We start from the raw sequence: 21,013 nt of genomic DNA on the forward strand, positions 1-21,013 counted from the left end.
ACCACCATTATTGATCAAAAAATCGAAATGGGGCGAGCAGAATGGCCCGAATGTAATTACAAGCCCTAATGCGTTCTCCCTCAATTATTAGAAATACCTTGAATCCTTGCGCGTATCAGCAAACTGGGGCGTTTAGTGCGTTAATTTAATGTTAATGTAAAAAAATAAACACATCCATTTTGTAAACTAAAAAGTATGTTTTGTGCTGATTTATGATACTTTGTAAACTAACATCATTTTACACAAACCACAAATAATTGACAACACTGTCAATTAATATACCCTCGTTCAAAGAAATTTAACTATACGAGGTTTACCAAACATGGCTGATTTGAAATATATTCAGAGCACTTGCCCCTACTGTGGAACGGGTTGCTCTTTCAACCTCGTTGTAAGTGACGGGAAGGTAGTTGGTGTGTCTCCCTACCCCCGTTCACCTGTCAACGAAGGAAAACTCTGTCCGAAAGGCATGTACGCCAACGAGTTCATCAACTCCCCCGACAGACTGACAACGCCCCAGATCAGGAAAGACGGCAAACTTGTGCCTGTTTCCTGGGATGAAGCAACGAGCTTCATCGCGGAAAATCTGAAGAAATACAAACCATCAGAGCGGTGTGCTCTATCTTCTGCCCGTGTGTCCAACGAAGATAACTACGCCATGATGAAATTTGCCCGCGGTGTTTTGAAGACCAACCATCTTGATCACTGTGCACGTCTGTGTCACTCTTCCACCGTCGCCGGTCTTGCTGGTTCCTTTGGATCCGGTGCAATGACCAACAGTATTCCCGACATTGCCGAGTCCAAATGTGTTTTCATCATTGGTTCCAACACCTTTGAGCAGCACCCGCTGATCGGACGCCGCGAATACATGGCAAAAGCAAAAGGTGCCCACTACATCTACGCTGACCCGAGACGTACCATCACCGCCAGTCAGGCAGATCTCTTTTTACAGTTCCACTCCGGATCTGATGTCGCTCTCCTTAACGGTTTGATGCATGATATCATCAAGAACGGATGGGAAGACAAAGAGTTCGTCGCAAAACGTACCAAAGGCTACGAAGAACTCAAAGCCCTTGTCATGCAGGAGAGATACAACCTTGAGAACGCTGCCAAGGTTACTGGTCTCACGCCCGAAGAGATTCACACCGCAGCTGACTGGATCGCCAATTCAGGCGGATGTGCGTTGATCTACTCCATGGGTATCACCCAGCACACAGTCGGTGTCGACAACGTGCACGCGACTGCAAACCTTCAGATGCTTACCGGCAACCTCGGGAAACCAGGTACCGGCGTCAACCCACTCCGTGGCCAGAACAATGTTCAGGGTGCCTGTGATATGGGCGCACTTCCGGTTAGCTTCCCCGGATACCAGAAAGTCACCGATCCAGAAGCACACAAGAAATTCGCCGATGCCTGGGGCTTCCCCGAAGACATCGCTCCGACCCAGAACGGATACGAAGTTACCATCATGATGAACGTTCTCGTGGACAACCCCGGAGAACTCAAATGCATGTACATCATGGGTGAAAACCCGCTTATGTCCGATCCGGACTTAAACCACGTGAAGGAAGCATTCGAGAACATTGAGTTCCTCGTTGTTCAGGATATCTTCTACAACGAAACCTGTGACTACGCTGATGTCATTCTTCCGGCCGTCTGTTATGCAGAACGTGACGGAACTCAGACCAGCACCGAACGCCGTGTGATCCGCTGGAGAAAGGCTCAGGACGCTCCAGGAGAAGCACTTGATGACTGGCAGATCATCTCCATGGTCGCCGCAAAGATGGGCTACGAAAAACAGTTCGCATGGAAATCTGCATCTGAGATCTTCGACGAAATGGCGGTCCTTACTCCGCAGTATCACGGTATGAACTACGAACGTCTCAACACGCCCGAAGGTCTCCACTGGCCATGCAAGACCCCCGAAGACCCCGGAACCCCGATCCTCCACAAAGAGAAGTTCCTTACACCGGACGGACTTGGTGTCTTCTTCCCGGCAGAATGGAAAGCACCGGCTGAGGTCCCGGACGAAGAGTATCCGTTTGTTTTCACGACCGGACGTTGTTTGTTCCACTGGCATACCGGAACCATGACCCGCCGCAGTCCGACTCTCGACAAGGAAGTTCCGACCGGCTGGATCGAGATCAACGACGAGGATGCTAAAGCACTCGGCATCAATGACGGCGAGATGGTTCACGCAACGACCCGCCGTGATACTATCTCCGTAACGGCAAGAATCAGCCCGCAGATCATGAAAGGAACGACTTTCATGCCGTTCCACTTCGCTGAATGTGCAGCCAACCTGCTTACCCACAACGCACTTGACCCGGTCTGTAAGATTCCGGAATACAAGGCATGTGCAATTAAAATTACCAAGATCGAGGAGGGCCAGTAAATGTCTGCCAAAGGCGATATGTTCTACGCATGGACCGCAGTTCCCGGAATTAAGGGAGAATGCGGTGGTGCCGTAACATCCATTCTCAAATACCTGCTTGACAGCAAGATCGTTGACGGTGTCTTAACCGTCCAGAAAGGTCTTGATGTTTTCGATGCAGAACCGGTCGTCATTACCGACTCTGCAGATCTTGCAAAGACTGCCGGCTCCCTTCACTGCGGAACGCTGCTCCTGCCAAAGCTCATCAAGAAGTACCTGAATGGTGCAAAAGACATGAAGCTTGCCGTTACCTGTAAAGGTTGCGACGCAAAGGCAATGTACGAACTTGCAAAGCGTAACCAGATCAATCTTGACAACATCGTCATGGTCGGTCTGAATTGCGGTGGTTCAGTGTCTCCGGTCGTTGCCCGTAACATGATTTCATCGAAGTACGGCATCAACCCGAATGATGTAGTGAAAGAGGAGATCGACAAGGGACAGTTCATTGTTATGACCAAAGACGGTCAGCACAAAGGCATCTCGATCGATGAACTCGAGGAACAAGGTCTCGGCCGCAGAACGAACTGTCAGCGCTGCGAAACCAAGATCCCCCGTCAGTGCGATATCGTGTGTGGTAACTGGGGAGTTATCGGAGATAAAGCCGGTAAAGCGACCTTCGTTGAGATCTGCTCCGATAAAGGCGCAATGGTCTTTGACGGTGCCGTCAAGGCAGGCGTTCTTGAAACCTGCGCACCGAACCCGAAAGGTCTCGAGATCCGCGGGAAGATCGAGAACGTCATGATCAAGATGGGCAAGAAAAACCAGGATAAGCAGTTTGCCGCGATCGGTGAAGGCACCGGTGGCCGTCTGGTCCGCATCATGGCTGATACCAGCCGCTGTATCAAATGTTACGGCTGTATCGAGAGCTGCCCGATCTGCTACTGTGTTGAGTGTTCAACCAAGAAGAACTACTTAGTCCCGTCAGGAAGACTCCCGCCGGACTTTATGTTCCAGCTGATCAGATTCGCCCACATCGCAGATTCCTGTGTGAACTGCGGTCAGTGTACCGATGTCTGCCCGATGAACATTCCGAACTCGCTCTTTATGCACGCCCAGCAGGTCGAGCTTCAGAAGATGTTCGGCCACAAGCCGGGTATGGACATGGAACTCCCGGTTCTTGCCTTCGCAGAAGAAGCCGACGAGCGTGCCCGTCTGCATGCAACCGGCTCGGATATGATCTACGAGAACGTATTCAAAGAGTAAATTTCCAGTCTCCTATAATTTGGATTAAAACCTTACAGAGATAAACGGAGGGGGTCTACACCATCCCTTCCGAGCCTTCCTTCTCTGACTTCTTTTTGAAATAATAATATAGTGTATATTTTCAGATTTGACTTTTTTTGCACACCTATTGTTTGCACATGTAATGTATCCATCTGAAGAAAAATAGAGAAAGATCCCGTCTGATTGTATCCTGACGACGGGATACGGCTTTTATCAGGATCCATCAAAAGCAGTCGAAACTAGATTTGGTGAATATATTATTGCGTGCATCGCAGTATTTCCGGAACGGGAAATAACGTAACTGATACATACTGCAGATCGACATTGCCTGGGTGGATATTTGACGCAATTTTGTAAATATTATTATTTAACTTATTCAAAATAATAAATGAATCTATTTATATAATTGCGAACGAATAATGATACCGATAGGCAAAAATAATGACTTTTGATACCCCGCATTCCGATGAAATGAGTTTTGGATTCTGTAAAAACAGGGAGGGATACACATGACGATAAATACCCTGTATCCTAAATTCTCGAGAAGAAAAGAGAATGATGCGATGATGATCATGGAGCAGCGTCTTCTCACATCAGTATCACAACTCGTTCTTGACACCTCAAGATGTGCCGGTTGTGGAATCTGTGTTGAATCCTGCCCGAAAGATGCGATCGTTTTACAACATGTCGGTGTTCTGAGAGGGGAGGGTGCGATTTTGGTTGACCCGGCGATATGTTCATACTGTGGTATCTGTTCGATCCTCTGCCCGCTTAAAGCTCTGAAAATCACCGTTAACGGGGCAGAGACCCTGCCGATCATTGATAATGAAGGTTTCCCCCAGTTTGATAATACCGCTCAGATCGATGAAACGAAATGCACAAGATGTACTGTCTGCAGCGAGGCATGCCCTGAGGATGCGATCGTTCGTGACGTTCCGGTTTTTGAAGGTCAGGACCCCACCGGGGCAAAACGTCAGTCTGCTCTGACGGCGAATATCACGATGGTCATCTGCCTGCACAAGTGTACAGTCTGCGGCGTCTGCGCCTCACTTTGTCCAGCCCTTACTATCAAGCACCGCCGGTTCGATCCGGAGAAGATGTCCTTTGGTCCAACGGGCTGTCCTGCGGAAAAAAGCGGTATCAAATGTGATAGTCAGTCGGGAGAGATCAAGTGGGAGAAATCCCTTTGCGATGCCTGCGGTGTCTGTGTTGCTGCATGTCCGGAGAAGGCGATCCTTGAAGTTACCCGTAAACTGACGAAGGATCCGGTCCTTCCGGGGAAAGTCACGATCAACAAAGACAAGTGTGTGGCATGTCGCTGGTGTGATGAACTCTGTCCGTCCGATGCCATTGTCGTTACGAAGTTCTTCGAGGGAGAGATCCTCCTGGATACGGCAAAGTGTCAGGAAGGCTGTACTGCCTGTGTGGATGTTTGTCCGTGCCGTGCATTCTATGTTACTGTTCCAAAAGCGGAGAAGGGAAAGAAAAAGGGGAAGGGAAAGAGTTCCAAAAAGGCGTATGTTGCCGTGAATCAGGATCTCTGTATTCTCTGCGGTGCCTGCGTGTATGCTTGTCCGGGTGAACAAGCTCTCACGATCCAAAGGAAGGGAATCAATGTGAAGGGCGTGGAGACGGATATGTTCAAAACGATTGCGGCTAAACTCTGCACCCCGAGAACGTCTGCAGGTATAGAGAAGACCGAGGATGCGGCTCCGGTCGAAGAGTGAAGAAAAGAATTACCGTATTCCCGCACGCTTGAAAAAATCCAGAACCTGCTGCATATGGGGTGATGCGCCGAATATTTCTGTAAATTTTTTCAAGCACCGCTTATTTTGCAAAAAAGAGGTCTTTTAGACCTTCCATGAGATATGTGCGTACAGCCCCTCTTCAGGGAACCTCAAGTTCCCATTCTCCCCCCTCACGAGGACAGTGTTTAAATACTCTCCAATGATCGCCTTTTGCCGCTTATCATGCGCATCCATCCGGTCCGCGTAATCATCGACCGCTGACGTCAAATCAGGATATCCCCGTTCGTCCTTCATAGGATATACTGAGATGTCTGCATAGATTCCCATTTGATACAGACAGTTCCAGACCACATCCGCCTTCGGTTTTGCCCCGTACTTCTCCCCGTGTAGACTTTCCCACAACTTTCCATACGTCACATCCCAGACCGGCTCGTTCATAAACCAGAAAATATGCACCTCTTTCTTCGCTGCATGCTGCATCTTCTCCAAAGCCTCCTTCAGATCCGGTACACTCAGAGCAAATGACGAGATCACATAATCATATTTTCCAAGACTCTTCTTGTCCACATCTTCCCAGGCAGCCGGGATCACATCAATCTGTGCATTCACGTTTCGAAACTGCCGGTACTGGTCCATAGCAAGGATCATCGGCTGCGAAGGCTCGACCACTGTCACCTGGCACCCAGTTCCGGCCAAAGGCACGGCAAACGTACCTGGTCCAGCTCCGATATCCAGAACCGATGAACCGGGCGGGATCCCGAGAGCTGCAAGCTGGTCGGTTACCCGCCCCATCCCGCCGCTTTTGAGATTTTGCATCATTTTGTCCACAATCATTTGGATCGAAAAAAATTCCGCACTGGTTCTGTAATTCGCAACTTGCTGCTGATTTCGGGTCATTTCCCGCCATTCAAGATATGCGTTGTTCATATTTCTTCTGAGGTAGTATCTGGGGGTGAAAACAGATATGGTTTTCTTTCTCTCTCCAGTAACACGAAATTTTTTAACATTAATATTTCACACACATCAATTTTAAAAACTAACATATTAATAGAATCAATACCAAGAAAACAGTAGTTGCTATGTATCAGAAAAATCATGTTGTGTTCGTAGGGATCCTTCTCCTTACCCTCATCCTCGTCTTTTCCAGCGGATGTATCGGATCTTCACAGACCGATCAGGATGCAGTACTTAAGATTGCCACGCCAAATGAGATCACCGAAGCCTCGTATTTCGGGAACTACAACTTTGCTCAGATGACCCGGGTCACTACTCCGCCACTAGTCCAGGTGGATGAAAACGGTGATTATATCGGCGCAGTTGCGAAGTCATGGACCGTTTCTTCCGACGGAAAAACCTGGACCTTCACGCTGGATCCAAATTATCAGTGGAGCGACGGAACGTCTCTGACTGCTGATGATGTCAAATTCTCGCTTCTGTATACTGCAGAAAAGATCACTACATCCCCGTCGTGGATAAAGAATGCCACGATCACTACAAACGGGAATGTGGTTACCATCAGTCTTGCAGAACCTGTCTACCGTCTGTGCGGAGATCTTGTTGCGATCAACATCGTTCCACAACACATCTGGGAATCGATCGACAATCCTGAGGAGTACATCAATGCAGGACCTTACGTCGGCTCGGCCGCCTACTATGTAAAGTCGGTCGATATCAACTCCGCGACCCTCGTCCTCGCGGCGAACCCGAAGTGGAAAGGAGGTGCTCCTTACTATGGAACTGTCGAGATCCACTGGTTTGCAACCGAAGATGCCGCGATTTTCGCCATGCTTGGTGATGAATGCGACACCTATTGGAAATATGCAGCATCCTTCCCTACAGGCTCGGTCGCTCTTCTCGACTCCTCGGATAAATTCACCACGGTCGAGACCCCCTCCCTGAAAATGTCGTATGTTGGATTCAACACGATCACCTCTGATGTGGGAGGCGATATCGCGTTCCGCAAAGCGATCGTCTATGCACTGAATTATGATGAACTCGTTGAGATCTCCGCGTCGGGATATGCTCTCTCGGCGAACTCGGGATTCATTCCAAACGGTGTTCCGTATTATAAGAATACTACAGCCAACACCTATAATCTTGATACTGCCAAATCGATGCTTGATGCGGCAGGCTACAAAGATGTGAATGGTGATGGGATCCGTGAAGACACAAACGGCAATGCTTTAACCGTTACTCTCCTGACCCGTGACAAAGTCGCGGGAGAACTCATTAAAGAGTACCTCGAAAAGGCAGGGCTGAAGGTCGAGTATAAATTCGCGTCCGATCTGAATGCATGGATCGAATTAAAGGATGCCCATGCATACGACATCGCCTACAACGGGATCACACCCAAAGGCATGATGATGGATTCAGGCTGGGCGACCGGATACTTTGCTTCGAATACCGTGGGTGCGGGAAAACTCCAGAACGTGGATGATCCGGTATTCCTTGAACTCTGTGCGAAAATCGCGACGACCCCCGACGGGGATGAACTCAAGGCCCTTATCTACGATCTTCAGGATTATTATGCAGCCAACATGCCGGGTATCGCCATATACTGGTGTACGGATGTGACTCCGATCAACACCGAGATCGACGGATGGTACATCTCGAAGGCAACGGGGATCCTGAACGAGATCAATCTTGTCTCGATTCATCCTACTAAATAATCTACCTTTTTTTACTTTTGTGACAAATAGTATACATACTTCGAAATACGTATGAATAAAATACTTGTCAGAAAGATCATCCGCTATGCTGTATCCTTGCTGATAGTTGTTCTGCTCGTGTTTTTGCTCCCCCGGTGTATGCCCGGTGATCCGGTACAGTGTATTGTGGGCGAGGATGTGTATCTGACTCAGGAGATCCTTGATTCTGTCACGATAAAACTCGGACTTGATCGCCCGCTGATCGATCAGTTCTGGATATATATCGGCGATCTTTTTACAGGGAATCTAGGATACTCCTATACACGTCATCAGAATGTAGCGGAGCTGATCTGGGACCGTCTTCCCTGGACGCTTCTCCTGACTGGGGTCTCGATGCTGATCGGCTATACATTCGGTATCATCGCCGGCACCTGGTCCGGATGGATGTCTGAAAAAAAGGGTGCCAAGATCCTGACCGCGTTCGGGGTCGTGGTGTCCTGTGTCCCCCCGTATCTTCTCGGTCTGATTTTTTTCTCGGTGTTCGTGTACCAGCTCGGCTGGTTCCCGTACAAAGGATTTTACGAGACCCCGGATATTTTCAGCGTTGTCTATCACATGGCGCTGCCCGTTTTGACTCTCGCATTGTTCGTGTTTGTCAGGAACATGATCATCATGCGGGGTTCGGTTCTGACGGAAAGAACTCAGCTGTATCCGCAGTTTGCAAAAAGTCTCGGCGTCCCGCGAAGAAAAATCATTTACGGCCATGTGATGAAGAATGCGATCCTGCCGATTCTCACTCATTTTGCGATCGACTTCGGGTTCATTCTCTCGGGAGCACTGTTTATAGAGATCATCTTCTCTCTTAACGGTCTGGGCAGAGTCATGTACACCGCGATCCTGAATCTGGATTATCCTGTGCTTTCCGGACTGTTTCTGGTGATCGCGGTCATGGCGATCTGCGCAAATATGCTTGCCGATATTCTTTACGGGATCATCGATCCGCGGGTGAAACGGGGTGATGATCAGTGAAGTTCGACCGGCGGTATATTCTTCCGGGTCTTCTGATCCTGGTCCTTTTGATCGTTGCAGTTTTTCCGGGCGTGTTTGCCCCGTATTCGATCACCGACCGTAGTGCGACCTATCAGGCGCCGAGTGCCGAGCATATTCTCGGGACCGACAACATGGGAAAGGATATTTTCTCTCTTCTGATATACGGAGCGAGATGGACGCTGATGATCGGCTTTGCGTCAGGTCTTCTTGCCGTTTGTGTCGGTACCGCTTTTGGTCTTCTTGCGGGCTGGAGAAAAGGGATTTTGGATGAGTTTCTCATGGGGACGACGGATATCGTTCTGATTCTCCCAAAGATCCCTCTGGTGATCATTCTTGCCGCCTATCTGGGTCCAAGTCCGTGGGTACTGATTCTCGTTCTCGGGCTTTTGTCCTGGGAGTCGATCGCCCGTGTCGTACGCTCGAAGGTGATACAGATTAGGTCGGCCGAGTACATTCTCGCCGCCCGCTGTCTGGGATTTTCCGATGTTAGAATTATGGTCAGGGAGATCTTACCCGTGGTGTTTCCGGTGATCGTGCCGAAGTTCGTGCTCGTGACGGCGGCAGCGATGATATCGGAGACCTCGCTGGCCTTCTTAGGCCTTTCTGACCCTCTTATGGTCTCATGGGGAGGAATGATTTCGAATGCTTTTACCTACAGTGGATTCCTTCGCGGGATGTGGTATTGGTGGCTTCCGCCTGCATTATGCATCATTCTCGGTGTTCTGGCGATCACCAGCCTTGCCTTTATCCATGAACGCGGGGTTCGCGAGGTGATGCAGTTATGATGAATCTTCTTGAAATCACTGATCTTTCTGTTTCGTTTCCGGGTCCTAAAGGAAAAATCCCTGCTGTTCGAAACCTCTCTCTCTCGCTTGCACCGGGAGAGTGTCTCGCGATCGTCGGCGAGTCCGGGTGCGGGAAGTCTGTGGTCGCCCAGTCAATAATGCGTCTGCTTCCTTCCGGGACCGAAGTTCTTGGCCGAATAATGTATCAGGGTCAGGATATTATGCATCTCTCGGAACGCGAGATGGAACATATCCGGGGTCAGGAGATCGGGATGGTGTTTCAGAGTCCTGCACGGGCTCTCAATCCGATAATGAAAATTGGAAAACAGCTGATCCAGCCGCAGGTGCTCCACGGATTCTGTTCAGAAAAGGATGCAGAACTCCGGGCGAAAGGGGTCCTCCAGGGTCTTGGTCTGGATGCAGAATGGATCATGACCGCCTATCCCTGGATGTGTTCCGGGGGTATGTGCCAGCGGATTGTGTTTGCCGCGGTATCCCTTCTTCACCCGAATCTGGTGATCGCCGATGAGCCGACCAAAGGGCTGGATGCTGCGAATGTAACGGATCTTGAAGCAATGCTGTCAACGGTCACCGCCGGAAAAAGGACTGGTCTACTGCTGATCACGCATGATATGGACGTAGCGTCCCGTCTGTCGAACCGTATCGCAGTGATGTACTGCGGCATGATCGTTGAAGAGGGAGAGACCAAGGCCGTTTTATCATCACCGAAGCATCCGTATACCCGCGGTCTTCTCGGGAGTCTGCCGAAGAACGGATTCGTGCCGATCCCGGGTATGTCTCCTGCACTTACCGATCTTCCCGAAGGCTGCGTCTTTCATCCGCGGTGCAGGTTTGCGGACGAGAAGTGCAGGACGGATGTCCCCGATCTTAAAGACGGGGTGAGGTGTCACCGATGCTGATTCTTGAAGCTGAGCATATCTCAAGATCCTACGGGAAGATGGCTGCTCTCAAGGAGTTTTCTCTGCAGGTCGCCGCAGGTGAGACCGTTGGCCTTACCGGGTTGTCGGGCTCGGGGAAAAGTACCTGCGCCCGGGTCCTTGCCGGGCTGGAACGCCCCGATACCGGCGTCGTCAGATATGCAGGAAGAGAGCTAACCGGACCAGATCCCGGGATCCAGATGATCTTTCAGGATCCGGCAGGGTCCTTCAATCCGGTTCGGACGATCTATCAGTCATTATCTGCAGTGCTGAGTCTGCAGGGCGTGGCAAAATCCGAGCGCCGCGATGTACTTTCCGAGCATTTCCGGCATGCCGGGCTGCAGACCGAGATCTTATCGCGTTATCCAGATCAGATATCCGGCGGTCAGGCCCAGAGGGTCGCGATCGTCCGGGGTATGATCGTCCAGCCGAAGGTGATGATTCTGGATGAACCGACCTCGGCGCTTGATGTCTCGGTTCAGGCCCAGATCCTGCATCTTCTGAAGCATATTCAGGAGGAATATGATATGGCTTATGTGTTTATCTCGCATGATCCCTCGGTCGTTGCATTCATGGCGGATCGGGTGATTGGGATTTGATTTTTTTCTTTCCCGGTTTTGATAAACAGATTGATATTTTGTGTTGCCGATTATACTAACAATACCATGTCCGGGACCGTCTATCTGCATAAGGTCATACTGAAAAATTTTGATGACCACTCGTATCTTGCTGATTTACCCGTGGTCCAAAATCTTCAGCGAATGGGCGAACTCGCGTTCGATTCCCCGGTGACGTTTTTTGTCGGAGAAAATGGTTCGGGAAAATCAACATTGCTGGAGGCCATCGCTATTTCAGCAGGATTCAATGCGGAAGGAGGTTCCCGGAATTTTTCATTTGCCACGAGATCGACCGAGTCACATCTGCACTCCTATATCACTTTGTCACGCAGGGCACGGGAAAAGGACGGATTTTTTTATCGAGCAGAGAGTTTTTACAATGTGGCATCTCAGGTGGTGGATCTGCAACTCAACCTTGACGGGTACGGCGGGAAATCCCTGCATGATCAGTCGCATGGGGAAAGTCTGCTGGCACTTGTACAAAACCGGTTTCGAGGAAATGGTCTGTATATCCTCGATGAACCCGAAGCGGCATTGTCTCCTTTACGTCAGATGACGTTGATGCTGGAGATCAAACGGTTGGTCGAAGAGGAGCATTCCCAGTTCTTGATCGCGACCCATTCTCCGATATTGATAACCTATCCCGATGCGGATATTTTTGAGGTGACCCCGGACTCAATCAAAAAAACAACATACGATAAGACCGCATCATATCAGATCACCAAACGCTTTTTGGACGATCCAAAACGCATGCTCAATGCTCTATTTGAGGATTGAATACGAAAAAAGAAGGAAAGGTCAGCGTTCTTCTCTGACCATCTGAATACACTTTTTCGGGCATTCGTTGGCACAGATCCCGCAGCCTTTACAGTAAACCAGATCGATCTCCAGGGTGTCCGGATCAATGACCGCATCCGGGCAGAACATCGCACAGATCCCGCAGTGGTTGCAGGTTTCCCGGTCCACGATCGGACGGAATGTTCTCCACGTACCGGTAAGACCGGCTCCCCCTTCATGGGGAACGCTGATCGTCATTTTCGGCATTCTGCTCATACGATGACCTCCTCATAAGCTGCTCTCGCAGCTGACGTGTTTCTTGGATCGGCGAACGTTTCGGTGATCGCTTTTACGCCTGACTCACGGCTGAAGAGGCCGAGTTTTGCGAGAGCTCCGATCACCGGGGTGTTCAGGATCGGACTGCCGGCAACCACGAGATTTTCGCGGAGCGCGATCCCGGTAAGATCCGCCTTGTAAACCTTGAAGCCTGCGGGGAATGAGACCTCTTCATGCGTGTTGATGAAGATCGAGCCTCCTTCTTTCAGGCCGTCCAGAACATTGACCGTGTCCATGACGGTCGGATCAAGGATGACGATCATATCGGGTTTGTTGATCTGGGAATAAATTCTCACCGGCGCATCGTCGATTCTTACGAATGAAACGATCGGAGCACCACGGCGTTCTGCACCGTAGAACGGGCATGCTGTCGCGAATTTGCCGTCTTTTACGGCGGCGGTGGCCATCATTCGGGCCGCCGTCACGCCGCCCTGACCGCCACGTGAATGAATACGGATCTCGTACATTTACTGCTCCTCCTGCGGGATACCGAACCAGAACTCTGTTCCCATCTTGCGGCTGCGAACGAATTCTGCCATATCTTCATAGGTGACTTCCTGTCCGCCGAGACCGGCAATGACGCTCGCGATTTTCGCATCTGGGTATCTTGCCTGGATCTCGCCGGCAACAACGCCGCCGAATCCAAACGAGTAGTCACGGTCGATGACCACGAGGTCTTTTCCTTTGATTTTCATATCGAGCGGGAAGGGTCTGAACCAGCGGATCCGCATGACTCCGGCTTTGATGCCTTCTTTTCTGAGCAGATCAGCGGCGACCTCGGCCTCTTTGCCGAGTGTTCCCATTGCAACGATGATCACGTCTGCATCGTCACAGAAGTATTCTTCGACCGGTGCATAGCTTCTGCCGAAGCGTTTTGCAAACTCGGCCTCGGTCTCGTCGATTACAGTTCGGGATGCCCTCATGCATTTTTCCATGTCGAATCTGAATTGGTAGTGGACATTTGCCGGGCTCATTGCGCCGTAACCTTTCGGGTCTTTGACGTCGATTTTGTGCGGCAGGTCCAGTGGCGGGATGAAGTCGTCCGGCTCGGTCATCTCGAACGGCTGCATGATGTGGGATAAGAGGAATCCGTCCATGTTGATCATGACCGGCAGAAGAACACGGTTGTCTTCTGCGATCCGGTATGCCATTAAGGTTGCATCGTATGCTTCCTGCACGGTCGAGACATAGACCTGAAGCCAGCCGGTGTCTCTCTGCGAGAGGGCATCGGAGTGTTCGGCCCAGATGTTCCATCCCGGGGCGAGAGTCCTGTTGACCTGACCCATTACGATCGGCAGGCGTGCGCCTGCTGCCCAGTGGAGCATCTCGTGCATATAGAGAAGACCGTGCGAGCTTGTCGCGGTGAATACACGAACCCCGGTAATGGATGCGCCGATCGCGGCGGTCATTGCGGAGTGTTCAGACTCGACAGGGATATAGCGTGCTTTGAGTTTGCCTGACTCGACGTAGTCGGCGATGCTTTCGATGATCTCGGTCTGGGGGGTGATGGGGTATGCGGGAACGACGAGCGGTTTCGCCATTTTTACAGCTGCGGCGACGGCTTTGTTGCCGGTGGACATTATAAGTTCGCTCATTCTGTTTCCTCCGATTGTGCTGCTTCGAGAGCAATTTTCTTCAGGTTTTTGTCGACGTTTGCCTGGATGATTGCTTCGGTCTTTTCATCGACTTTTCTGAAGCGTCCCTGGGCTTTGAGGTAGTCGCCTACGGGTGTCGGCCGTTTCATGGCGGCACGCGAGGGGGTACTGACGGTGAATTTGTCGTACTCTTTTTCCCAGAGGACCCAGATCCCGGATTTGACTGCCATCTTTCCGATCTCAACGGTCTTTTCCGAGGGGATCCTCCAGCCCGGCGGGCAGGGTGCGAGGATGTGAATGAATTTCGGTCCCGGGATCGTGAGGGCTTTTTTCACTTTGTTGTAGATGTCTGCGGGGTAGGAGGAGCAGGCCGTTGCCTGATAAGGCAGGTTGTGGGCCTCAACGATCCGGTCAAGATCTTTTTTATTGACGGTTTTTCCGTTCGGAGTCGTGGTGGTTATGGCCCCAAGCGGGGTCGCACCGGATCTCTGCATGCCGGTATTTCCGTATGCTTCGTTATCATAACAGATGTAGAGGAAGTCCTCACCGCGTTCCAAGGCTCCGGAAAGTGCCTGGATACCGATGTCGGCGGTCCCTCCGTCACCTGCGTAAACGATGACGTTGGTCTTTTCGCCTTTTGCCCGTAGAGCTTCGCTCATGCCCGAGGCACAGGCTGCTGCAGCCGCAAATGCGATGTTATAGACGGGCACCGTGTGAAGCATGTAGGGGTAGACACCCTGGATCACACTGTTGCAGCAGGCAGGGATCACAAGTATGGTGTCTTTGCCTGCGGCCTTGAGGATATAGCGGAGTGCAAGTAAGGAGCCGCATCCAGCACAGGTGGATGGACACTTTAAGAGCATCTCTTCTTTGGGAATTTCCGTCATGGGTTCTTTATGTATTTGTCACGATTTATAATGAGGTTTACTAATCGAAGCGACGCTTCGATCAGTGAACCGCTGAGCAAATCTCTGAACTAGGCTGGTGATAGCGGGTTGGACGCGAAGCGGACGACCTCAGCGGAGCCAGTTTCCAAAGGAAACTGGCGACAGAGGTTTGCGACATTATGTACCCGCAAAGCAAAAATGAGCGAGGTGATTATGGGGAATAGAGTGTGCCTATTCGCTTCCATCCCCATCCACTGGTAGCTTCAGATTCGAATGTCGTAGCTGCTGTAGTAGAATCCCATACATAGAGTTTAGTATTGTTATAGTATAGTGTTCCTTTAGATACTGGTTTCACACCCTCATGGAATGATAAGTATCCCCACCCAATGAAATCTCCATCGTCATAGGTGAGCACCCGGCTTGTATTAATTTTAGTCCATTCATCGTGTTGTGGAAGTTCTGTGAATATAGTAATATTTGATGTTGTCTGAGCCTCTGCATTACTCAATGTGTATGGAGATACTCCGAATGAAGTAATAGCCCACCAGTGATATTCGCCATCATAATAGACATTATTATTTGGTAAGGTTATACTGCCAGTAGCGTTTGCTTCATCCCTGAGATTCTTCCATACTCCACCCCAAACAGCATCGGAAATTAAATATTTCTGCCCAGCTGCTAATAGTATCATCGGATCTGCACCCCCTCCGCTCCCCGCTTTACCGACCGTCTTCTCTGCAAGAAGTGTTGAGATGCCTTTATCACTCGTGGAAACTACGGAAACCGTTCCAACCGCTTCCGTTCCTGAATCCCATGTTAAGGTGATCCCGGGACCAAAATCCCCTGTCCCGCCGAACTCTGCTGTTTTGTCTACACCATCGACAAGGATCTTATATGTCCCTGCGGGAAGGAGTTCCCCGTTCAGATGTGTCACGGTGATGATATTTCCCTGTTGTCCTATGGAAATTCCGAGGATCGGAGCAGGCTCTGCCATACCAAAACCAAGAAAAACGACTGCAGATATTGAAATGAGTACTACGGTAAGAGCAATGATCAGTATTGTTCCGATGACCGGTGATACCGCATTGTCTTTTGAAATAGGAGTACTCAGCATGTGTTTAATCATCTATGAGTAATACCGTAATATGATTTTCCTTGTAGAAGCTTTCAAAATCTGCTGTTATTTGAAGTATGCTGGTGAGTCAATCTTTATGGGAAATCTTCGAAAGAATATTCATTCATGCGGGTATGGGAGATAAAATGAAGAGAGGTCTATTTTATATATGCAATTTTAACCCACTCACCTGTGTCTGGATCACGTGATGGATTCCATTGATTAGATGCTGTAATTACATCCATATATAATGCCCCAGAGTATTCATATAGTGAGCCTATTGTTGGATATGGGTATTTCCACGTTCCGCCAGGGGTCTCAATATCACTTGTATTATAAATCTTTTTTGACAGATCAATCTCTATCAACCTATAATCAGAATAACTTGCCATATACTCTTGGATTGATGGGTCTGTCGCTGCCTCTGCTTTAGACATATACTGATTGTTAATAGAAACCCAATACTCTCCATTATCAACGTACACAATCCCATGACCTAAAAGAAGACCACCCGAACTTGCATTCACATCATCAAGAAATGTCTGCCAGTTTACTCTGTGGATAATCGTATATTTATCTTCAAAGCCCCCTCCGCCGCTTCCCGCCTTCCCGATGTTCTTCTCCGCGAGTAGCGTTGATACACCCTTATCACTTGTATATACCACCGACACCGTTCCAACTGCTTCCGTCCCAGAATCCCAACTAAGCGTTATGCCCGGACCAAAATCCACGGTCCCGCCGAACTCTGCTGTTTTATCCACGCCGTCGACGAGGATCTTATAGGATCCTGCGGGGAGCTCTGCTCCATTCAGATGCGTGACCGTGATGATATTTCCCTGACTTTCGATCGATATCCCGAGAATAGGCGTCGGCTCCGCCATACCAAACCCCATTAGTACAGCTCCGATAATACCGATAAGAACGACCGTGAGGGCGACGAGAAGTATCGTTCCGATGACTGGAGACACGGCGTCTTCCTTCGGCGAAGCTGGAAAATGCATAATAAAAAGGTACATGGACTCATTAGTATATTAATCATCTCTAAAGGGCAAACCAGAAATTATATCAGGTATATGAGAGGAAACTTTTTTCAAGACATTCTACGAGAAATAGTATTATCATCTCAACCCGCCCTAAATTCATTATTATGGATGATGTTCCGAATGGATTAACCGACGAAGAGATTCTTCAGCGGGCTGAGGGTATCAGAAAGGCCGAAGAAGCTAAAAAGGCTGAAGAACTCAAACGAGCTGAGGAAATCAGAAAGGCTGACGAGGCGAAGAAAGCTGAGGAGCTCCGGCGTGCTGAGGAGATCAAAAAAACCGAAGCAGCAAAAAAAGCCGAGGAACTTAAGAAAGCTGAAGTTCTGGTCAATGAAGAACAAGCCAAAAAAGCTGCGGAAGCCAAAAAAGTTCATGATGCAGAAAGAGCTGCAAATCTCGAAAAAGAAGTTGCACGTCTAGCTGCAGAAAAAGCCGCGGCAGAAGATGCTGCAAAGAAAGCTGCTGCAAAAAATGAACCGAAACCAAAGAAATCCCATAAGGGTCTGATGATATTCGGGATCGTTCTCCTTCTCGTGATCGTCTTTGCAGGAGTTGTGGTCATTTCGGCAGATGTGACGATAACCGGCGGAACCGACAAAACCTACGGGTATGATACGACCTACAATGTCTGGATCCCACTCGACAAAGAACTGAGTGTCGGCGGCTACAAAATCATTGCCCTCTCTCCCTCATCAGGCAACGTCATGATGATCTCCCTAGGCGGCGTGACCTATCCGCTTACAGTCAATGCAGTGACCTATGTTCCTGATCAGATTGCTACGCTGACCATTTTCTGGGGCAAAGTAACGGTAATGAAACTCCAGTATGAGATCGCTCTTACGTATCTTGGCAACACGAACGACAATGAAGCAGCATTTAAAATGGTGATCTCAAGTGATCAGCAGTTGCCGGAGTTCATAATAACTCTCTTCCTCTCGTCAAGCGGGGTCAAGGTCCAATCAGTATAATTAAAAGATGACAACAAAATTCCTGGTGCTTTGCATCCTGGAAAAAAATACCGGCAAGTATGTGTCCGGCGAGCAGATCGCGGCGGAGCTTTCTCTCTCGAGAACTGCGGTCTGGAAAGCGGTCCGGGCTTTACAGAGCGAAGGCTATCTTATCTCAGCCGTTTCCAACAAAGGATATCTTCTGGAAAACTCCGACGTCCTCTCGGCTGAAGGTATACGTTCCCGACTTCTGCCGAAGTATGCCGACACGGTCGTCATTGTCAAGACCTCAACTGAATCGACGAATATTGATGCGAAGGTTTTGGCCGCTGCCGGAGCGAAACACGGAACGGTGATTCTTGCAGAAGAACAGACCGCCGGCCGCGGGAGATACGGGAAATCCTTTTACTCCCCCAAAGGTACCGGCATCTATCTAAGCATCATCGCCCGGCTTGGGATCTCCTTTTCGGACGCGGTTATGATCACGACCGCGGCAGGCGTTGCTGTCTGCAGATCGATCGAATCCGTTTCCGATCTTCGCCCTCAGATCAAGTGGGTCAACGATATATTTTTGAACGGAAAAAAGATATGCGGGATCGGAACCGAGGCGGTAAGCAATATCGAATCGGGAACTCTCGAGTCGGTGATCGTGGGGGTCGGCGTGAACTTCAAAACCTCAGAGTTCCCAAAAGACCTCGAATCCATCGCGGGTCCGCTGTTTCCAAAAGATTTTCCGCTCACCAGAAATGCGTTCGCCGCGATAATGATCAATCATCTGCTGGATATGTTCGCCGCTCTTCCGGAGAAAAATTTCATCGAAGAGTATCGTTCCCGATCGCTTATTCTTGGAAAAGAGATCATGTTTATCGAAAAGAATGTCTGGCACTCTGCGAAGGCGGTTGAAATCGACGACAAGGGCGGTTTGGTTGTTGAAACCGACGGAAAAACCAGGACACTGACCTCGGGTGAGGTCAGCGTTCGCATTTAGACAAAAAACTGAAGGATAACTGTCGGCATAAGTGCGAGATAGAGCAGGACAAGCGATACGGCAATAACTACGCCGAAGATGACCGGGTTCCATCTCAGAATCTTTTTTCCGTCAAGCGGCCCGACCGGGAGCATGTTGAAGAATGCGAGCATCGCATTGACCTGGAAGCCGATCATTCCCAGATAGAACAAAAATCCCGGCAGGGTTAAGAGGACGATTCCAGCAGAAGGCGAAATCAAAAACCCGACGATCATTATGATAAGGAATGGGATGATCAGGACAAGATTCGTCAGGGGTCCGGCGATGGAGATAAGTCCGTTCTCTTTTTTGGTCATCTCGCGTCCGGCAGTGTTGATGAGCGTGGCTCCGGGTGCGGCAAATACGATCCCCGTGATTGCCGCAACGACTACGGCAATGATCAGCATCTGCGTGCTTTTTCGAAACTCTGCCCAGTAGCCGAACTTCATGGCGGTGAATTTGTGGGCAAGTTCGTGAAGAACGAAGGAGAGTCCGACCGCGATCAGCGATACGAGGAAGGTTATCAGAAGTCCTTCTACGGTTATGTTTTGATAGTCGGTGATTAGTGCAAGTCCGCCGTTAATGCCGAGCGTAAAGGCAACACCGAGGACGAGCCAGGCGATCAGAAGATCTTTTCTTTCAAACGGGGAGATTTTATCTAAGAGACTCATTTATTCACCACATCCTACACGGACACATTCCTCGAGAGTGCCTAAAAGCGGCGTCGCTTTGCACATTCCCGGAAGGTACGTGAATGCTTTTCCGGAGTTCGTCATAACAACTCCGGCTTTGTCCATTAGCGGTGAGACGACCATACAGGTGTCGGGAACGATTTTTGCACCGCTGCTGAGGATCTTATTACAAAGATCCGGGTATTTTGCTCTCAATTCTTCTGCAGCAAAGATGTAAAACGGCATTACGACCCGTCTGTTTTCCAGAAGCGAGGCAAGTTCTTCGAGTTCATCCGTCGAAAGGTGGGGGCATCCAAGGGCTATGACATCCGCCTCCAGATTGCCGAACAGTTCTTCGATCTCGGCCACTTCGATCTCGATGACTTCGCGGTCATCCTCTTCGATGTGTTTTTTGAAGAAGGGGAATCGGGTCTCCGGAGTGATCTCGTTTACATGGTACAAAGCAACTGCCCCACTTGCGGCCATGGCAGCTCCCAGACTTTTGAGCATGTCGCGGTTTGGACGAATGTCGGTGAAAAACGGGATCCTGTTTCCGGAAATTGCTCCGGCGATGATGCCGAGTGCCCCGTAATGCGCATTGGTCCAGGATTTTGTCGCCGCCGGATCGTCAATGTGGAACTCGATCTGGGGGACACGGTTCTTGACAATGTGGAGACCGTAGTAGGGTGTCTTTCCGGTGAGGGCTGACGCGAGGGCTGACGGTCCGCCTTCTCTGTTTGTCCTTGCACCGAGAACAGAGTTCACGTAGCTGACTGCCGAGGACTCCGACCATGCGAGGTGGTCACCTCTTTCGATGATATTGAAGTAGTAAGGTGTGCAGGTGCAGGTCAAACGAATCCCGAGTCGTGCATATGCGGCATTTACTTCCAGCTGTTTTTTCGCGAAATCATTTGGGATCCCAAGGTTCTGCCACTCATCACGCGGCATCCCTATCGGATTCAGGAATGACGGGACGACTGCTTTTCCCGAGAGGGTGTTGAGCCAGGAGAGTCCTGCATCCCCGATGGTTTTGAAGGAGGCTCCGGATACCTGGACACTTTTTACTTCGATGAACTTCTCCGCCTCGTAGATCTTTCCGAGAGCGAGGAGGATCTCCATCATCTTTTGTTTGGTTTCGCCGTATTCTCCGTTCAGCAGCGCCTGATCATATTTGTCTAATTCCATTGTTCACT

20 protein-coding genes are annotated in these 21,013 nt (G+C 49.9%); 11 read left to right on the plus strand and 9 right to left on the minus strand.

The features are described from left to right. The first annotated feature begins 322 nt into the window (after positions 1-322). From fdhF to Q7J08_RS04010, 3 genes are all read left to right on the plus strand, one after another. Positions 323-2,395 carry a formate dehydrogenase subunit alpha gene (gene fdhF, locus Q7J08_RS04000; RefSeq protein WP_304910403.1) on the plus strand — a complete coding sequence of 691 codons (2,073 nt, stop codon included), beginning with the start codon at positions 323-325 and terminating at the stop codon, positions 2,393-2,395. Next, positions 2,396-3,637, plus strand: a complete 1,242-nt coding sequence (locus Q7J08_RS04005) for a Coenzyme F420 hydrogenase/dehydrogenase, beta subunit C-terminal domain (protein ID WP_304910404.1) — start codon at positions 2,396-2,398, stop codon at positions 3,635-3,637. It begins immediately after the preceding gene. A gap of 530 nt (positions 3,638-4,167) precedes the next feature. After that, complete coding sequence (locus Q7J08_RS04010; RefSeq protein WP_304910405.1) at positions 4,168-5,385, plus strand: 4Fe-4S binding protein; 1,218 nt, start codon at positions 4,168-4,170, stop codon at positions 5,383-5,385. Positions 5,386-5,508: 123 nt separating this feature from the next. Here the strand turns inward: Q7J08_RS04010 and Q7J08_RS04015 are convergent, their stop codons facing one another. Next, positions 5,509-6,225 (minus strand): bifunctional 2-polyprenyl-6-hydroxyphenol methylase/3-demethylubiquinol 3-O-methyltransferase UbiG, encoded by a 717-nt coding sequence (locus tag Q7J08_RS04015; protein WP_304910406.1) that lies wholly within the window; start codon positions 6,223-6,225, stop codon positions 5,509-5,511. A 260-nt stretch (positions 6,226-6,485) separates the two neighbouring features. Between Q7J08_RS04015 and Q7J08_RS04020 the strand changes: the two genes are divergently transcribed. The 6 genes from Q7J08_RS04020 (at position 6,486) to Q7J08_RS04045 (ending at position 12,221) form a co-directional block, all read left to right on the plus strand. Beyond that, on the plus strand, positions 6,486-8,075 hold the full coding sequence (locus Q7J08_RS04020) for an ABC transporter substrate-binding protein (RefSeq protein WP_304910407.1): 1,590 nt from the start codon (positions 6,486-6,488) through the stop codon (positions 8,073-8,075). A gap of 51 nt (positions 8,076-8,126) precedes the next feature. After that, a complete protein-coding gene (locus Q7J08_RS04025) occupies positions 8,127-9,083 on the plus strand; it encodes an ABC transporter permease (protein ID WP_304910408.1) in 957 nt (318 codons plus the stop codon). Beyond that, entirely contained in the window at positions 9,080-9,889 is an 810-nt protein-coding gene (locus Q7J08_RS04030; protein WP_304910409.1) for an ABC transporter permease, read from the plus strand. The genes Q7J08_RS04025 and Q7J08_RS04030 overlap by 4 nt, the downstream gene beginning before the upstream one ends. After that, entirely contained in the window at positions 9,886-10,809 is a 924-nt protein-coding gene (locus Q7J08_RS04035; RefSeq protein WP_304910410.1) for an ABC transporter ATP-binding protein, read from the plus strand. Before Q7J08_RS04030 ends, Q7J08_RS04035 begins: the two co-directional genes overlap by 4 nt. After that, complete coding sequence (locus Q7J08_RS04040) at positions 10,803-11,426, plus strand: ABC transporter ATP-binding protein (RefSeq protein WP_304910411.1); 624 nt, start codon at positions 10,803-10,805, stop codon at positions 11,424-11,426. The genes Q7J08_RS04035 and Q7J08_RS04040 overlap by 7 nt, the downstream gene beginning before the upstream one ends. A 66-nt stretch (positions 11,427-11,492) precedes the next feature. Beyond that, positions 11,493-12,221: an AAA family ATPase gene (locus tag Q7J08_RS04045; protein WP_304910412.1), complete on the plus strand. Its 729-nt coding sequence runs from the start codon at positions 11,493-11,495 to the stop codon at positions 12,219-12,221. Positions 12,222-12,242: 21 nt separating this feature from the next. On the opposite strand, the gene Q7J08_RS04050 is transcribed toward Q7J08_RS04045, so the two are convergent. The 6 genes from Q7J08_RS04050 to Q7J08_RS04075 form a co-directional block, all read right to left on the minus strand. Then, a complete protein-coding gene (locus Q7J08_RS04050) occupies positions 12,243-12,497 on the minus strand; it encodes a 4Fe-4S binding protein (RefSeq protein WP_304910413.1) in 255 nt (84 codons plus the stop codon). Further along, complete coding sequence (locus tag Q7J08_RS04055; RefSeq protein ID WP_304910414.1) at positions 12,494-13,024, minus strand: 2-oxoacid:acceptor oxidoreductase family protein; 531 nt, start codon at positions 13,022-13,024, stop codon at positions 12,494-12,496. Before Q7J08_RS04055 ends, Q7J08_RS04050 begins: the two co-directional genes overlap by 4 nt. Then, positions 13,025-14,152, minus strand: a complete 1,128-nt coding sequence (locus tag Q7J08_RS04060; protein WP_304910415.1) for a transketolase C-terminal domain-containing protein — start codon at positions 14,150-14,152, stop codon at positions 13,025-13,027. Continuing rightward, the gene (locus Q7J08_RS04065) at positions 14,149-15,039 is read right to left on the minus strand and encodes a thiamine pyrophosphate-dependent enzyme (protein WP_304910416.1); all 891 of its coding nucleotides are present in this window, start codon (positions 15,037-15,039) and stop codon (positions 14,149-14,151) included. The genes Q7J08_RS04060 and Q7J08_RS04065 overlap by 4 nt, the downstream gene beginning before the upstream one ends. Positions 15,040-15,250: 211 nt before the next feature. Continuing rightward, positions 15,251-16,165 (minus strand): type IV pilin N-terminal domain-containing protein, encoded by a 915-nt coding sequence (locus Q7J08_RS04070; protein ID WP_304910417.1) that lies wholly within the window; start codon positions 16,163-16,165, stop codon positions 15,251-15,253. Positions 16,166-16,311: 146 nt separating this feature from the next. Beyond that, positions 16,312-17,169 (minus strand): type IV pilin N-terminal domain-containing protein, encoded by an 858-nt coding sequence (locus Q7J08_RS04075; protein WP_304910418.1) that lies wholly within the window; start codon positions 17,167-17,169, stop codon positions 16,312-16,314. A gap of 131 nt (positions 17,170-17,300) precedes the next feature. Here Q7J08_RS04075 and Q7J08_RS04080 point away from each other — a divergent pair, with 131 nt between their 5' ends. Together Q7J08_RS04080 and Q7J08_RS04085 are read left to right on the plus strand one after the other, a co-directional pair. Further along, complete coding sequence (locus tag Q7J08_RS04080; RefSeq protein WP_304910419.1) at positions 17,301-18,164, plus strand: hypothetical protein; 864 nt, start codon at positions 17,301-17,303, stop codon at positions 18,162-18,164. A 7-nt stretch (positions 18,165-18,171) separates the two neighbouring features. Continuing rightward, positions 18,172-19,131 (plus strand): biotin--[acetyl-CoA-carboxylase] ligase, encoded by a 960-nt coding sequence (locus Q7J08_RS04085; RefSeq protein ID WP_304910420.1) that lies wholly within the window; start codon positions 18,172-18,174, stop codon positions 19,129-19,131. Here Q7J08_RS04085 and Q7J08_RS04090 read toward each other — a convergent pair. Both Q7J08_RS04090 and Q7J08_RS04095 read right to left on the minus strand, forming a co-directional pair. Then, complete coding sequence (locus tag Q7J08_RS04090; protein WP_304910421.1) at positions 19,128-19,820, minus strand: peptidase M50; 693 nt, start codon at positions 19,818-19,820, stop codon at positions 19,128-19,130. The genes Q7J08_RS04085 and Q7J08_RS04090 overlap by 4 nt on opposite strands. Further along, complete coding sequence (locus Q7J08_RS04095) at positions 19,821-21,005, minus strand: aconitase X catalytic domain-containing protein (protein ID WP_304910422.1); 1,185 nt, start codon at positions 21,003-21,005, stop codon at positions 19,821-19,823. Positions 21,006-21,013 lie beyond the last annotated feature (8 nt).

Origin of the sequence: Methanocorpusculum sp., from assembly GCF_030655665.1 — an archaeon.
Lineage (GTDB): Archaea > Halobacteriota > Methanomicrobia > Methanomicrobiales > Methanocorpusculaceae > Methanocorpusculum.